The sequence below is a fragment of the Thalassospira sp. MIT121401 genome (assembly GCF_047125595.1).
GTDB lineage: Bacteria > Pseudomonadota > Alphaproteobacteria > Rhodospirillales > Thalassospiraceae > Thalassospira > Thalassospira povalilytica.
This window is the reverse complement of sequence record NZ_CP138926.1, coordinates 1,518,897-1,534,299: the sequence shown is the minus strand read 5'-3', so window position 1 is coordinate 1,534,299 and position 15,403 is coordinate 1,518,897. Positions and strand designations below refer to the sequence as shown.

Sequence of the window (15,403 nt, the reverse complement as noted above, 5' to 3'; positions counted from 1 at the left end):
TTTATCAAATCATCAATCTGTTTGGCGCAAGTCTGGAACCTGTTGATCCTGATCGCAAGAAAAAGGGGCAACAATCCGGCAAGAGATGGCATCGTTTTCTTGTAAAAACCTGAAAATCAAGCAGGATATGTCATCACGAACTCTGCCGGGGAATTGCGTGTATCATCGGTTCCGGGCTTTCAGATGCTGGCGTTTCATGCTGCTGATGCCATTTCTGGCGATCGGCCTTGGCGCTTGTCAGCCCGATGATCCCTGGCAATTCAACATCTGCCGCATTGCCCTTCCCGGTATTGAAGACGAAGCACCCAAAATCCGGCTTCTGACCCGATTTGACGAAATCACCGATCAGAAGCGCATCACCCTGCACTATCAGATCATACCGGACAATGCCCGTACGGTTCCCGACAAAGGCCCGTCACCATCGGCAATATCGTCCCTGCCGGTCCATCAGATGAGCTGTCTGTTTTCACATGCGGACAAACCCAACAGTCCCGCCACCCTGATCGGGATCGAAACCAGCCGGTTCGGACCGGTTTCCCCGACCCATCTTTCGATCCTGAACCGGTTCTGGCTTGATCGTGTCGGCAGGCAGGCGCTTGATCGGTATGAAAACCCTGATCAGCACGGCCTGACGCCCGATGTCCCCGAAGTTTCCCGCGATCTGGCCTATGGGCTTCAACTTGGTATCAATGGCCTGTCGCGCGGGGCGATTTACGGATTGCTCGCGCTGTCTTTCACGCTGATTTATGGGTTGATCGGACGGATCAATCTGGCCTTTGGCGAAATCGTCATGACGGCGGCCCTGTCAACGGTGATTGGCGGTTTGCTGTTATCATCGCTTGCCGGCTGGAACCTTTTTCTGATCGTGATCGGGGCAACCGCGATGGCGGTCTTTGTCGGTTCCGGACTTAGCCATCTGACTTGGCGCAATGTATTCGGGCCGCTCGGACGCAAGGCCGCGGGTGGCCGGGCCGTGATCGTGGCATCGCTTGGATGTGTCCTGTTCATTCAGGAGTTTGTCCGGCTTGTCATATCGGCCCGCAATTTCAATCTGCCGCCGCTGTGGCAATATTCGTTTCCGGTCCTGCGCAGCGATCAGTTCGTTGTGCGCATGCTTGGATTTGACGTTCTGTCGATCGGCATGGCAGTTGCGGTTGGTGGCGTCCTGATCTGGATGATGGCAAATACCCGGTTCGGGCGCCAATGGCGCGCAATCAGCCAGGATCGCATTGCTGCGGGTCTGTGCGGCATATCGTTGCAACGCATCGAACAGCAATCATTTGTTCTGGCTGGATTTTTATGCGGCATTACCGGCGCTGTAATGGCGTTGCGTTATGGCGTGATTAACTTTCATTCCGGTACACTTTTCGGGTTCAAGGCACTGGTCGCGGCCATTCTTGGTGGCATCGGGCAGATGCGCGGGGCCTGGTTGGGCGGATTTGTCATCGGCCTGACAGAGGCATACTGGTCCGGATATTTCGGCGGCGCCTATCGCGATGTCGCGGTATTCGGGTTGCTTGCCGCCATTCTGGTCCTGCGGCCCGGCGGGCTTTTGGGCGTAAATGATGGAAAAGACAGCTTGTGCTCGCCGCGCGCGGGACAAATATAAAAATCAAAGGCCCGGGACAGAACCGCTTATCGGTTTCAATGGTCAGGCAGAAAGACACGAAGGCGGTTAGAATGGCGACCCACCATAAACTTGAATGGATCTCACAGGATGAGGCCATACAGGCCTCGCTTGCGAAATGGCAACGCGTTGTCGATGTGATGACACGGCTTCTTGGTGCGACATCCGGTTATGTTGTCGAATATAACAAGGACCAAGGATACCGGGCGGCTGTAACCAGCCAGAATGCGGAAAATCCGCATCGCGACATTTCCGGCAAGGCGGAACCACTTGATTCCAACATTTACTGCCGACGCGTCATTCAGGAAAAAACGCCCTTTTATGAACCCGACGCCCGCGGAAAATCAGAATGGGCCGACAATCCCGAACTGACTGATGACGGTTATGTCTCCTATTTCGGTACACCACTTCTGTGGCCGAATGGTGAGGTTTTTGGCACCCTGTGCGTGTTTGATCGCCAACCAACCAGCTATGAGGAGCCCCTTCAAACACTGCTTGATGTTTTCCGCGATCTGATCGAGGCCGACTTGCGCCTGTATGAACAGTTCGAAGTCATGCGCGAAATGTCGATGACAGATCCGCTGACCGGGCTGAATAACCGCGCCGGATTTGAAATGCTTGCCCATCAGAAAATCCGCATCGCCAAACGCTATCACCATCATATCGGGGTCATTTTCTTTGATCTCGACAATATGAAGCACTGGAACGACGATTATGGCCATGCCGCCGGGGATGCCGCCCTTCGTGCGGTTGGCAAGGCCATCACCGACAGCATCCGCGAGGTTGATATTTGCGGTCGCGTCGGCGGTGACGAATTTGCCGTGCTTGGCTATGTCCGGAACCGGGGGGATCTTACGACCATCATCACCCGTGTGCGCAACGCGCTTGCGAATATCAAACTCAGCATCCCCAACGCCAAAGCACCGATCCGCGAGACACCCGAAATCAGTTCGGGGGCATCTGTTTTCTTTGAACCAATTAACCAAAATTTCGAAGAAATGATGGCGGTTGCCGATCTTGAAATGTATCGCGACAAGAAAAACCGCCAGAAATAGGGACTTTGGCGTTTTGACCGGTTTCAGGTCGGTTAAAAAATCATTGCAACAAACGTGATCCATTAACCACATGGTATGGATTTTGGCTCAGACTGCGTGACGGGTTGCAAACCCGAAAAATAGAATAACGCACACGAGCTTACAAAATGCAGATCCGCAAAGGCACTGCCGACGATCTTCCTTTCATTCGCGACCTGACCAAGCGCGCGACGGACTCAACCTATTTCATCGAAGGCATGGGCGATGCCGCAACCAATCTGGTTGCCCGCTATGTCGAACAGTCGACCAGTGTTTTTGAAAATGCCCTTGGCAGTGATAACCACACTGTCTATGTCGCGACCAAAGACGACATTCTTCTGGGCTATGTCATCGCCATCCACAACAGCCCGGAAATCGACTGGATCATGGTTGATCCGGCATCACATGGCAGCGGTGCGGGCAAGGCATTGATGATGGCGGCCCTTGACGCCCTGTCGGAAAAAGGTGCACGCAGCAATGTCCGCCTCAAGGTCGTAGCCCATAATGAACGCGCCAAGGCGTTTTACCGCAAGTTCGGCTTCCTCGTGACCGGCCCGGTGCCGGACCGCGAAGTCCCGACCGTGGAAATGCAGCGCGCCGCTTGACGAAACGCCGCCAGATTGGCAATTTGGCGGCGAACCTTATTCGGAGCTTTTATGTCAGAGTCCCGGCACAGCCGCTGATCGCGGTTTGACAGCCTGACCTTTCCAGACCGCTGATCAGCAGATCGGATCGCCTGCCCGCCAATGAAACGGGTGCGCGTGGCCGGTATTGTTGTGCCCGCCCCGATCGGAAACCGTTTTCCCAACTGGTTTTCGGACTCTGACAGTGAATATTTCAAAGAATGAACAGCGCGTGCTGCATGCACTTGCGCAAGGCGGCCTGATCAAGGTGATCAAAGACGACCACAATCGCATCCTCGAAGCAGACTGCATTACCCGTGACGGCTGGTTTCTGACCGCCTGCACGATCGAGGTGTTCAAGAAACTGCGCAAACGCCGCCTTATCCGGTCTCGCGCCGGTGCGCCTTATCGCATCACCCGTGAAGGATTGGTCGCGGTCCGCGCCGAACTGTTTCAACGCTAACAACAAAGCCCGGCCGATTTGGCCGGGCCTCACTCCACCTATAGTTGACATCAATCGCTTTTAGTGAATGTAATGATTGGGTTAACTATTTCAGGTGGTGAGGGACAGTTGGCATTTTCTGATATGCAGTGGGAAACGAAATCAATTCCACTGAACAACATTATCCTTGATTCTGACAACCCAAGGCTAGGTCCATATAACCAAAGCTCTGATGTCGCAGCACTAGCTTACTTGGTTGAACACGAAAATGTATTAGGCCTAGCTCGCAACATTGCCGAATATAAGAACCTATACCCTCACGAGAGTATAATCTGCATACCAATTGAGGATGGCAATTACATTGTCGTTGAAGGGAATAGAAGAGTTGCCGCCTGCAAATTGCTTAGTAAGCCTTATCTTATTGGTGCGGCTGGCGATGAGAGCGAAATACCGAAAATTGATGACCAAACGCGCTCTTCAATCTCACAACTGCAGGCCTGTATCGCAGACACGCGACAAACTGCAGACGAGATCATTGCTAAGCTTCATATTGACGAATTCGGAAAGCTCTCATGGAATACGCGAAAAAAAATCCGATATGTAGAAAGTAGGTTGAGGTTCGGAAATGATGTCGAGGCTCTCGCATCCAATCTTGGGATTAGCACTAGAAACCTCTACAAGCTGAAATCTTTTGGTCGAGTTTTCACCTACGTATCCTCATTAACTTGGTCAACCAAAGAGCGAAGCGTAATTTGGGATGACGCAGTTGACTTGGATATCATGTTCTATGTGCTAACGAACAATGTAATTTACTCACACTTTGGGCATGTGCTTTTTAGTGATGCGGGTGAGATAAACCACGATTTTCCGGACAAAGACGAGGTTTGTAAAAGAATTGTCCAACACACACTGATCTCGCAACGCTTAAACATAGATTACAAGTATACGCGAAACACAGCGGTACGAGATTACCTTAATGAGCGGTTCCCTCGGAGAGCTCCTGCAGTTAACTCAAACCTCTCCTTCAACTTAAGGCCTGCTGATGGCGCAGAAAATGTAATCTCCACTGGAGGCTCGCACATCGAACCTGTGGGCGAAGAAACAGAAAATCCGAACACCGATTCTCAGCAAGACAACACGCCGCAAGAAAAAGAGACTGGCGATGGTTCACGCTACGATCGCCCTCAACTATTGAATACGTTGGTATACTCATCAACTTCTGACGCTCGTTTGAAGCAACTAGCCTCAGAAGCGAGACGAATTAGCCAACTGAAGCCCCCGCAGGTCATTTCAATTTCCTTCTTGATTCGGGCGATCCTTGAGCAAGGTCTTCTGCTAGAAGTAAAGAAGTCAGGATTAAAAGATCAGTTGCAGCAGAGGCATTCTGATAAGCCTTCTCTCGACGAGCTAATTAAGTTCTGCATTCAAAACAAACGCTCTGGAATAACAATGCCGAGACAACTTATACGCTCACTTGAAAACGCTAATAACGACGGCACAATTTTCGAGTTAAATCAAAACATACATGGCGGCTTCGGAAATCTATCCCCAGAGCGGCTAAAGATAATTTGCGGAACCTTCTTGCCGATCTTCACGTACTTCCTCCAGAACAATTAAGCAGCTCTGTTTCTTCCAGACACCTGCCCAGCGCAGCTATCATGAGTGTTTTTATTGTTTGTGCTGTAAGATATTGATCAGTTTGCCAAACGGGTCGCGGACATAAAACCGCCTGACACCCCATGGCTCATCCGTCGGGCCATATTCGATGGTAATCCCGGCATCGGTCATTTTGCCAAGGATTTCGTCGAGGTTATCGACCTCGATCGACATGTCGGGCACCGGGGTTCCCGATCCGCCTTCGGTGGCGAAATTTACCTGGGTTGTCATGGTTTGCCCCGCCACGGCAAAGGTTCTGATCCAGCCATGATCCATCACGGTATCAAGGCCAAGGATATCTTCATAAAACGCGACAGCCTTGGCGATGTCATCCACCGCAAAATTTGCAACGATACGTTTAACAGCCATGGTGCTAGCGGCTCCTGATATCGTCTATTGCGCGGCCTTTTCGCCGGCAATTGCCTTGGCGCGCTTATAGGGACCAAACGGGATTTCCTTGGGCGCGAAGGTATCGGCCGATGCGCGACCCCAGCGCGAATGCCATTCATGAAGCTCCTCGATCTCTTTATCTGCCAGAAGGAAACCTTCGGGCAGGTAAGGATAGGCTTCGTTGCCATCGATGAATTCGTTGTCCTTCTGGCGGACCATGAAGTGATAGGGCATGAAATTGCGCGGATCGGTCAGGCCAGCTGCACCGGTGATTTCAGCCAGCGCATGCATGGTATTTTTGTGGAACCGTGCGACGCGTTCACTTTTATCACCCGGTTCCAAAGCGCGTTGACGGATTTTATCCTGTGTCGCGATGCCGACCGGGCAGCAGTTGGTGTGACAGCTTTGCGCCTGAATACAGCCAAGCGCAAACATGAAACCGCGTGCGGCATTGCACCAGTCCGCCCCAAGTGCCAGGGTTCGCGCAATATCAAAGGCCGAGATGATTTTGCCCGCGGCCCCGATCTTGATCTGATCACGCAGCCCCGCCCCGCGCAGCGCATTGTGAACGAACGTAAGCCCTTCCTGCATCGGCATGCCGACACGGTTGGCAAATTCGACCGGGGCGGCACCGGTGCCACCTTCCTTGCCATCGACCACGATGAAGTCGGGCGTGATGCCGGTTTCAAGCATTGCCTTGATGATCGACATGAATTCGCGACGATGGCCGATACACAACTTGAACCCGACCGGCTTGCCGCCGGAAAGATCACGCAAGCGACCAATGAATTCCATCAGGCCGATCGGCGTTGAAAAGGCACTGTGGGCCGAGGGAGATACACAATCCTGTCCCATCGGAATGCCACGGGCATCGGCAATTTCCTTGGTGATTTTGGCGGCGGGCAACATGCCGCCATGACCGGGTTTTGCGCCTTGGCTGAGTTTCAACTCGATCATTTTGACTTGCGGGTCGGCGGCGGTTTCGGCGAATTTTTCCTCGGAAAATGTGCCGTCTTCATTGCGTGCCCCGAAATAGCCCGACGCCACCTGATAAATCAGATCACCACCGCCTTCGCGGTGATAGCGCGAAATGCTGCCTTCGCCGGTATCATGGGCAAAGCCGCCCTTTTTCGCCCCCTTGTTCAGCGCCAGGATCGCATTGCCCGAAAGCGCGCCAAAGCTCATGGCCGAGATATTATACAAGCTGCAATCATAGGGTTGCTTGCAATGTGGCCCGCCAACCCGAACCCGGAAATTGGTATCGGTGATGTGTTTTGGCGCCACCGAATGCGTGATCCAGGAATAACCCGATTTATAGACATCCTCGATCGTACCAAACGGGCGTTTGTCTTCGACACCCTTGGCGCGCTGATAGACAAGGCCGCGGGCCTGACGGCTGAACGGGATTTCGTCCTGATCGCTTTCCAGAAGATACTGGCGGATTTCAGGGCGGAAGCTTTCAAGGATGAAGCGGATATGCGCACTGATCGGATAGTTGCGCAGGATGGAATGCTTGGTCTGATGAAGATCATGAATGCCGACCAGAAGCAACAGACCGAACACCACCGCCGGCACCCAGAACCAGCTATCGATCACGCCGGCACAAATCACGGAAATGACGGTCAGAAGCGCAACGCTTGTAATGACGAAATAGCGCTGGTTCAAAATAAAGAATTTCACGGTGCTCTCATCCTGTCTGTTCAGGTCGACCTGATGGATCGCGATTGCAGCCTGTGCGGGCAAGCTTTGGCAACCCGATCCTTGAGTGAAGCCTATGGCAATGTCGTTGATTTTTAATGAAGTGTCCCCTCATGCATGTAGGGACGATATTGCCAACATCAAGAAAAAGCCGCCCGTGAGGAAACTCAGGGGCGGCAGGAAGTTCAACAGGGAGGCCGGGGTTAAAACCCCGGACCAGAAACACCGAAGGTTTGGGGGAAAACCGGTGTTTCTGGTCAAACCGGAAGATGGGGTTGGCAAGAACCCTTAGGCCTTGCCGTAACCACCACCGCCCGGGGTTTCGATGATGAAAACATCACCCGGATGCATTTCTGCCCCGTCGGTGCCTTTCAGCTCGATCACGGTACCGTCGACACGTTCGATGGCGTTGCGACCAAGTTTGCCCGGTTCGCCACCGGCAACGGCCTGGTTGGGCACGCGACGGTGGTTGGACAGGATCGATGCGGTCATGTCTTCGAGGAAGCGGACACGACGGGTCGTGCCATCGCCGCCCTTGAACTTACCGTTACCGCCCGACCCTTTGCGGATTTCAAAGCTTTCGAGCATGACCGGGAAGCGCCATTCAAGAACTTCCGGATCGGTCAGGCGCGAGTTGGTCATATGGGTATGAACACCGCTGGTGCCGTCAAAATCAGGACCGGCACCCGAACCGCCACAGATGGTTTCATAATACTGATGCGTATCATTGCCCCAGGTGAAGTTGTTCATGGTCCCCTGTGCACCCGACATGACACCAAGGGCGGCATAAAGGGTATCGGTGACATGCTGGGACGTTTCAACGTTACCGGCAACAACGGCGGCCGGATAACGCGGATTGAGCATCGATCCTTCGGGCACGATCAGATTGACCGGCTTCAGGCACCCGGCATTGAGCGGAATGTCATCATCAACAAGCGTTCTGAAGACATAAAGAACCGCTGCACGGGTCACAGCCGACGGGGCGTTGAAGTTGTTATCAAGCTGATCGGACGTGCCGGTGAAATCGACCGTCGCCGAACGGGTTTCCTTATGGATGGTGACCTTGGCCTTAACGACCGCACCATTGTCCATTTCATAGGAAAACTCGCCATCCTTGAGAACATCAATCACGCGACGAACGCTTTCTTCGGCATTGTCCTGAACATGGCCCATATAGGCATGAACAACATCAAGGCCAAAGTGATCGACCATCTTGCGCAGTTCCTGCACGCCTTTTTCGTTGGCGGCGATCTGTGCGCGCAGATCGGCGATGTTCTGATACGGGTTACGGGCCGGGTATTTTGCCCCTTCGAGAAGTGCGGTCAGGCCGGCTTCGTCAAATTTGCCCTGATCAACCAGTTTGAAGTTGTCGATCAGAACGCCTTCTTCTTCGAGAATGCGTGAATTCGGCGCCATCGACCCCGGGGTAATGCCACCAACATCGGCATGGTGACCACGCGATGCGACATAGAACAGGATGTCCTTGCCATCATCGCTAAAGACCGGCGTGATCAGGGTGATGTCCGGCAAATGCGTCCCGCCGTTATACGGGTCGTTCAGCATATAGACATCGCCCGGCTTCATGGTGCCGACATTGTTACGCATAACAGCCTGAACCGACTCACCCATCGATCCAAGATGGACCGGCATATGCGGTGCGTTGGCGATCAGTTGGCCTTCCTGATCAAACAGGGCGCATGAGAAGTCCAGACGTTCCTTGATATTCACCGAGTACGAGGTGTTGGCAAGGGTAACACCCATCTGTTCGGCAATATTCATGAACAGGTTGTTGAAGACTTCGAGCATCACCGGATCGGCCTGGGTGCCAATGGCTTCAGACCGCTTCATGGCAACCACACGGGTCAGAACCAGATGGTCACGGCCATTGACCTTGGCTTCCCAGCCCGGATCAATCACGGTGGTGCCAACCGGCTCCACAATCACGGCCGGACCGCGCACGGTCGCCCCCGGTTTGAGGTCTTCACGTTTGTAGAACGGGGTATCTTCGGTTTTACCATCAAATACCACCGGACGGGTCGCAAGGGCTGTGATCGCGACATTGTCGTTGGTTGCTTCGGCTTCGGCATCCGGAAGGCTTTGGGTTTCACCGATGGCCTCAACCGCGACAGCTTCGACGACCAGCGGTTTCTCGTCCATGACAAAGCCATAGCGCTGTTTGTGCTGTTCTTCGAACTGGGCCTTGATGCTATCGACATCACCGAAATCAACGATCAGCGGGGTGTCGGTGCCGTCATAGCGCAGATGCAGCTTTTTCAGCATCGTGATCTTGGCATCGCCAATACCCTGTTCATGCAGTTCCGCACGGGCATCAACGGCCAAGGCATCAAGCTGTTCATCCAGACCGGAAAGCGCATCAGAGGCAAGCTTCGCCTCGACCGCCTGTTCGCGCATCGCACGAATATCGGCAAGACCCATACCATAAGCCGACAGAACACCGGCGAACGGATGAACAAAGACCTTGATCATGCCAAGGGTATCGGCCACCTGGCAAGCATGCTGCCCACCGGCACCGCCAAAGCATTGCAGGATATAATCAGTTACGTCATAGCCGCGCTGCACCGAAATCTGTTTGATCGCGTTTGCCATGTTTTCAACGGCAATACGCAGGAAGCCTTCGGCGACTTCTTCGGGCGTTCTGACCTGACCGGTGCTTTCCTTGATCTTGGCAGCCATGGCTTCGAAACCGCTGCGTACCGCATCGGCATCAAGCGGCTCGTTGCCTTCGGGGCCAAAGACATTGGGGAAGAAGTCCGGCTGAACCTTGCCCAACATGACGTTGATATCGGTCACCGCAAGCGGACCGCCACGGCGATAGGCCGCCGGGCCCGGGTTTGCACCGGCACTGTCGGGGCCAACACGGAAACGTGCGCCATCGAAATGCAGGATCGAACCGCCACCGGCCGCAACCGTGTGGATTTTCATCATCGGCGCACGCATGCGCACACCGGCAACCTGGGTTTCGAAATCGCGTTCATATTCGCCGTCATAATGCGAAACGTCGGTCGACGTGCCGCCCATATCGAAACCGATGACCTGTTTGAAGCCATCCATTTCAGCCGTACGAACCATGCCGACAACACCGCCCGCCGGACCGGACAGGATTGCGTCCTTGCCCTGGAACTTGGCGGCATCGGTCAGGCCACCGTTGGACTGCATGAACATCAGTTTCACGCCGCCCAGTTCGGATGCCACCTGATCGACATAACGACGCAGGATCGGCGACAGATAGGCATCAACAACCGTGGTGTCACCACGCGATACCAGCTTCATCAGCGGGCTGACTTCGTGACTGACCGAAACCTGGGTAAAGCCGACTTCACGGGCGATTTCGGCCGCCGCATTTTCATGGGCGGTGTAACGATACCCATGCATGAAGACGATGGCACAGGCACGAATGCCGGAATCAAATGCTGCCTGAAGGTCCTTGCGCAGATTGTCGCGATCAAGCGGGGTCAGTTCCGTCCCCTGGGCGTCGAAACGACCATCGGCCTCGATCACACTTTCATAAAGGGTTTCGGGCAGTTTGATATTGCGATCAAACAGACGCGGGCGGTTCTGATAGGCAAGGCGCAGCGCATCGCGGAAGCCCTTGGTGGTGACCAGAACCGTGCGGTCGCCTTTACGTTCAAGAAGGGCGTTGGTCGCAACCGTGGTGCCCATCTTGACGGCTTCGATTTTCTCGGCCGGGATTTTCTCGCCAGCGGGGACTTCAAGCAGTTCACGAATGCCCTGAATGGCGGCATCGCGATAACGTTCCGGGTTTTCCGAAAGCAGCTTGTGGGTAACAAGCGATCCGTCCGGCTTACGCGCCACGATGTCGGTAAAGGTACCGCCGCGATCGATCCAGAACTGCCATTTCGGCTGTCCCGATGTCTGCGAAGCGGGGGAATTTTGGTCGTGAGAAGCCATGATGCTTACTCCTTGGGCATCTGTAGTCATAAAATTCTGTGCGAACGATCAGATATTCAAAAGGCCGGTCAGCCGTTCATTTGCTGGGGCAGCCATGTTGCGATTTCCGGGAATACGGTAATCAGCAAAACAGCAAGCAACAGCAGGAAGAAGAACGGCAAAGCAGCCAGCGCAATGGCAAACAGGTTCTTGCCTGTCAGGCCTTGCAAAACGAACAAGTTGAAACCCACGGGCGGGGTGATCTGCGACATTTCGACCACCAGCACCACATAGATACCAAACCACAACAAATCGATCCCGGCGGCCTGAACCATCGGCAGGATGACCGAGGTGGTCAGAACCACCACCGAAATCCCGTCAAGGAAGCAACCAAGAACAATGAAGAACACGGTGAGTGCCGCCAAAAGCGCATAGGGCGACAGATCCATCTGCGCAATCCAGGCCGCAAGTTCACGCGGGATCCCGGTAAAGCCCATGGCCACGGTCAGAACAGCCGCCCCTGCCAGGATAAAGCAGATCATGCAGGATGTGCGGGTCGCCCCCATGATCCCGTCAATCAGGCTTTCCTTGGTCAAGGAACCGCTTAGTCGCGACAGGATCAGCGCACCGACAACTCCGAATGCCGCGGCTTCGGTCGGGGTGGCAACACCGCCATAGATTGATCCGATTACAGCCGAGATCAGGGCAATCACCGGGATCAGGCGACCTGAAGCGCGGACTTTTTCGCCAAACGGAATGCTTGGTTCTGCCGGGGGCATTTTGTCCTTGTTCACCGTGGCCCAGATGCCAACGAAGCTCATGAACAAAATGATCAGCATGACACCAGGCAAAACACCGGCAATGAACAGACGCGCAATCGACAGTTCGGCAGACACGCCATAGACAATCAGAATGATCGATGGCGGGATCAAAAGCCCCAGCGTCCCCGACCCGGCCAGCGTGCCAAGGATCAGCTTGTCGGCATAGCCCTGCTTGCGCAATTCGGGGATCGACATGCGCCCGATGGTCGCAGCGGTCGCCGCAGACGATCCCGACACCGCAGCAAAGATGCCACAGCCCAGAACATTCACATGCAACAGACGCCCCGGGAGTTTATTGAGCCAGGGGGCAAGACCGGTAAACATGTCTTCTGACAAGCGCGACCGGAACAGGATTTCCCCCATCCAGATAAACAGCGGCAGCGGGGCCAGCGACCATGTCGCCAGGCTTGACCAAGCAGTCGTTGCGATGATCGGGCCGGTCTGGGCACTGGTAAAGAAATCAAGTGCGAAAACGCCGATGGCAAACAGTGACAGGGCAACCCACAATCCTGCCCCAAGGAACAGGAACAACAACCCCATCAGGATCAGGCCAATTTCAAGTACTTCCACGACCGTCCCCTATTCGTTCAATTCGTTTGCTTCGCCAGCAGCGAAGGCAGCCTGACGACCGGCAACGGTATCAACCAGTGCTTCGATCATGCCGATGGTAAAGACGATCAGGCCAAAGGCCATTGCGGCCTGTGGGATCCAAAGCGGAAAGGCAAGAACACCGGGCGACGTATCGCCATAGGAAAAGCTTTCTTCGGCAAGAACCGCCATCCACCAGGCGAAATATCCGCCAAGGAAAGTTGCCGCCAGAAGCGTGATGCTTTCGATCACGCGGCGCAGCCCGCCCTGAAGATGGGACAATATGATCATGACCCGGATATGGGTCCCGGCGCGCAATGCCGGACCAAGTGCCAGGAACGTTCCCGCCGCCAAACAGAAACCGGCCAGCTCGTTGGCGTCATGCACCGCAATTCCAACCAGACGGCCAAGCGATTGCGCCAGAATAAGAAGTGCGATCGCGACCATAAAAACTGCGGCCAGCCCGGCACTGAACTTGAATAAGTAATTTAGTGATCTGCGCACAGCAGTCCCCTTTCCGCCCGCGATGTCGCGATGCTGATTGATTGTTCCCTAAGAACAGTAACATCAAATTGTGGGGTTTGTCCGGGACCGGACAGAGGACGACGTCTGCCCGATCCCGAAAGACGAAAGAACCTTAGTTCTTGAAGGCGTCGATGATGGCAGCACCTTCATCGCCGGTTTTTTCAAGCCACTCGGAAACCATGGTTTCACCGGCTTTGGCCAGACCGGCCTTCAGTTCATCGCTCGGCGCAGCAACGTTCATGCCGTTGTCAGCCAGAACTTTTTTCTTCTCGTCAGCTTCGGCCATGCTCATTTCCCAACCGCGGGTCTCGGCTTTGGCAGCAGCGTCAAGAACGGCTTTCTGGGTTTCAGCCGGCAGACGGTCGAACGACTTTGCATTCACGACGACCATGTTTTTCGGAAGCCATGCCTGAACGTCATAGAAGTTCGAAACGAAGTCCCATGCCTTGGAGTTGGCACCGGTCGACGGCGAGGTGATCATTGCTTCAACAATGCCGGTTGCAAATGCAGTCGGGATTTCCGGAACTTCAACCTGGGTGGCAACCATGCCGGTCAGATCGGCAAGCTGCGAAGTGGTCGAGTTGTAAGCGCGGAATTTAACACCTTCGAGGTCTTCGACCTTGTTCACCGGGTTTGCGGTATAAAGACCCTGTGCCGGCCACGGAACCGCATAGAGAACTTTAAGGCCGTCTTTTTCCAGTGCCGCTTCGATACCGGCACGCGAGACTTCCCAAAGCTTTTTCGCATCGTCATAGGACGTTGCAAGGAACGGGATCGCATCAACGGTGTAGATCGGGTTTTCGTTGGCCAGCAGCGAAATCAGGGTTTCGCCGATCGGAACCAGACCGCGCTGAACCGAACGCTTGATGTCTGCATGTTTGAAAAGCGAACCACCGGAATGAACGGTGATGGTCAGTTCACCACCCGACGCGTCATTCACGTCCTTGGCAAATTCGATAATATTCTGGGTGTGGAAGGTCGCATCCGGGTACGGCGTTGCCATATCCCATTTTTCTGCCGCAGCCGCCAAACCGGCCGACATGGTGATGGCAGCAACAGCAACCGTCGAAAGTGCTTTTTTCAGCATTGATAAGTCTCCCTGTGTGTTGAGGCGTGGAGTCAGGATAACAGAGACTCCAAATTAATCACCCGACATCTTGATCACATTTTACTGACAAATTGTCAATGTAATTTCATAACTACCATGCAAAATCTGCAACGCCCGGCCTTTGCCCGACCCCACATCGGTGGTCAAACCGTTGGGAAACGTATGATTGCGCCGAACAACATCACATCTTCGGCCGCGCGAAAAACGGATCCGGACGGATCAAACAAAGACAGGCGGCGTCCCCGTGGGGACCACCGCCTGCTGGATTCCATTGATCAAAAGCATGTTGATCAGAAACACATTAGTCAGAAACACATTGGCCGGAAGCACTGGAACAACATGCATTCGCGCATGCATGCCCCGATGTGCAGTTCGGGATTACATCGCACTTGCTGCGCGCGATGCCTGATCATAGACACCGGAAATGGCGCGGAGCGTCTTGGCAACATCGCCGACTTCCTGGCTATTCACACCAAGGCGCTGGAACGTTTCGACAAGACAGGCTTCGCGGACTTCGCGGTATTTTTCACACATGGCGCGCCCGTCGGCGGTCGTACCGTAATGGACTTCCTTGCCGCGCTTCACACCTTCGACAAGGCCAAGCTTGCGAAGCTTTTTAAGCGAGTAATTCACAAGATGGCTGTCTTCGACATTGAGCACAAAGCACACTTCCGAAAGGCTTTTTTCGCGTTCGCGCGAATTGACATTGTGCAGAACAAGAATGTCGAGAACCGATACATCCGGCATCCCGGCCGCGCGCATGCATCGAACCATCCAGCGGTTGAATGCGTTGCCTGAAAGGATCAGCGCGAATTCAAGCTCCGAGAGTTCTGCGGCGCGTTCCGATACAAGATGCGACGATGAAACAATACGTGGTTTATCAGCCATCCGACATTTCCTGCTTTCGTACCTATACTGTTATTGCGGTCTATTTCTGTAAAAT

At 54.2% G+C, this 15,403-nt stretch carries 12 protein-coding genes; 5 read left to right on the top strand and 7 right to left on the bottom strand.

Annotated features, from left to right (window positions below; all coding sequences use genetic code 11):
* The first annotated feature begins 196 nt into the window (after nt 1-196).
* From SIB88_RS06885 to SIB88_RS06865, 5 genes are all read left to right on the top strand, one after another.
* A complete protein-coding gene (locus tag SIB88_RS06885; protein WP_412557702.1) occupies nt 197-1,609 on the top strand; it encodes a branched-chain amino acid ABC transporter permease in 1,413 nt (470 codons plus the stop codon).
* 71 nt (nt 1,610-1,680) lie between these two features.
* Complete coding sequence (locus SIB88_RS06880; RefSeq protein WP_412557701.1) at nt 1,681-2,682, top strand: diguanylate cyclase; 1,002 nt, start codon at nt 1,681-1,683, stop codon at nt 2,680-2,682.
* A 146-nt stretch (nt 2,683-2,828) separates the two neighbouring features.
* Nucleotides 2,829-3,305, top strand: coding sequence for a GNAT family N-acetyltransferase (locus tag SIB88_RS06875; RefSeq protein WP_068519546.1), 477 nt, complete (start codon nt 2,829-2,831; stop codon nt 3,303-3,305).
* 223 nt (nt 3,306-3,528) lie between these two features.
* The gene (locus tag SIB88_RS06870; protein ID WP_228196385.1) at nt 3,529-3,786 is read left to right on the top strand and encodes a YjhX family toxin; all 258 of its coding nucleotides are present in this window, start codon (nt 3,529-3,531) and stop codon (nt 3,784-3,786) included.
* Nucleotides 3,787-3,858: 72 nt separating this feature from the next.
* Nucleotides 3,859-5,382 carry a hypothetical protein gene (locus SIB88_RS06865; RefSeq protein ID WP_412557700.1) on the top strand — a complete coding sequence of 508 codons (1,524 nt, stop codon included), beginning with the start codon at nt 3,859-3,861 and terminating at the stop codon, nt 5,380-5,382.
* Nucleotides 5,383-5,433: 51 nt separating this feature from the next.
* On the opposite strand, the gene SIB88_RS06860 is transcribed toward SIB88_RS06865, so the two are convergent.
* The 7 genes from SIB88_RS06860 to SIB88_RS06830 form a co-directional block, all read right to left on the bottom strand.
* Nucleotides 5,434-5,790, bottom strand: a complete 357-nt coding sequence (locus tag SIB88_RS06860) for a VOC family protein (protein WP_412557699.1) — start codon at nt 5,788-5,790, stop codon at nt 5,434-5,436.
* A 24-nt stretch (nt 5,791-5,814) separates the two neighbouring features.
* The gene (locus SIB88_RS06855; RefSeq protein ID WP_412557698.1) at nt 5,815-7,491 is read right to left on the bottom strand and encodes an FMN-binding glutamate synthase family protein; all 1,677 of its coding nucleotides are present in this window, start codon (nt 7,489-7,491) and stop codon (nt 5,815-5,817) included.
* A gap of 306 nt (nt 7,492-7,797) precedes the next feature.
* Nucleotides 7,798-11,439 (bottom strand): hydantoinase B/oxoprolinase family protein, encoded by a 3,642-nt coding sequence (locus SIB88_RS06850; RefSeq protein ID WP_412557697.1) that lies wholly within the window; start codon nt 11,437-11,439, stop codon nt 7,798-7,800.
* A gap of 68 nt (nt 11,440-11,507) precedes the next feature.
* A complete protein-coding gene (locus tag SIB88_RS06845) occupies nt 11,508-12,809 on the bottom strand; it encodes a TRAP transporter large permease (RefSeq protein ID WP_068519541.1) in 1,302 nt (433 codons plus the stop codon).
* Between the two features lie 9 nt (nt 12,810-12,818).
* Nucleotides 12,819-13,331, bottom strand: a complete 513-nt coding sequence (locus SIB88_RS06840) for a TRAP transporter small permease (protein WP_068519540.1) — start codon at nt 13,329-13,331, stop codon at nt 12,819-12,821.
* A gap of 133 nt (nt 13,332-13,464) precedes the next feature.
* A complete protein-coding gene (locus tag SIB88_RS06835; protein ID WP_068519539.1) occupies nt 13,465-14,439 on the bottom strand; it encodes a TRAP transporter substrate-binding protein in 975 nt (324 codons plus the stop codon).
* Between the two features lie 399 nt (nt 14,440-14,838).
* Nucleotides 14,839-15,348 carry a winged helix DNA-binding protein gene (locus SIB88_RS06830; RefSeq protein ID WP_068519538.1) on the bottom strand — a complete coding sequence of 170 codons (510 nt, stop codon included), beginning with the start codon at nt 15,346-15,348 and terminating at the stop codon, nt 14,839-14,841.
* Nucleotides 15,349-15,403 lie beyond the last annotated feature (55 nt).